The following is a 390-nucleotide window of genomic DNA, read 5'->3' as shown; positions in this document are numbered from 1 at the left end:
GAGCGCGGCCGTGAATTCGCGCGTCAAGCTGCTCGCCCACCTCGACATCGCCGAGCGGCGGCTGCCGCAGGACGGGCGCATCAAGACGCGCGTCAAAGGGCGTGAACTCGACCTGCGGGTCTCCACCGTGCCCACCGTGCACGGCGAGAGCGTCGTCATGCGGGTGCTGGACCGCGCGAGCGTGCGCCTGCAACTGGAGACCATGGGCTTCGAGAAGGACACGCTCGAGCGCTTCAACATGCTGCTCGCCAAGCCGCACGGCATCCTGCTGGTCACCGGGCCCACGGGCTCCGGCAAGACGACCACGCTGTACGCGGCGCTGTCCAAGATCGATGCGGAATCCAACAAGATCATCACCGTGGAAGACCCGGTGGAGTACCAGCTGGAAGG

At 66.9% G+C, this 390-nt stretch carries 1 protein-coding gene; it reads left to right on the top strand.

Translation table 11 applies throughout. The annotated features are described in order from the left end of the window. Positions 1–390, top strand: a 390-nt coding sequence (locus GVL04_RS24350; RefSeq protein ID WP_159709187.1) for a GspE/PulE family protein, incomplete at both ends; no start/stop codon positions are given.

Source organism: Arthrobacter sp. 18067, from assembly GCF_902706295.1.
Lineage (GTDB): Bacteria > Actinomycetota > Actinomycetes > Actinomycetales > Micrococcaceae > Arthrobacter.
This window is presented reverse-complemented; position numbering and strand designations above follow the sequence as displayed.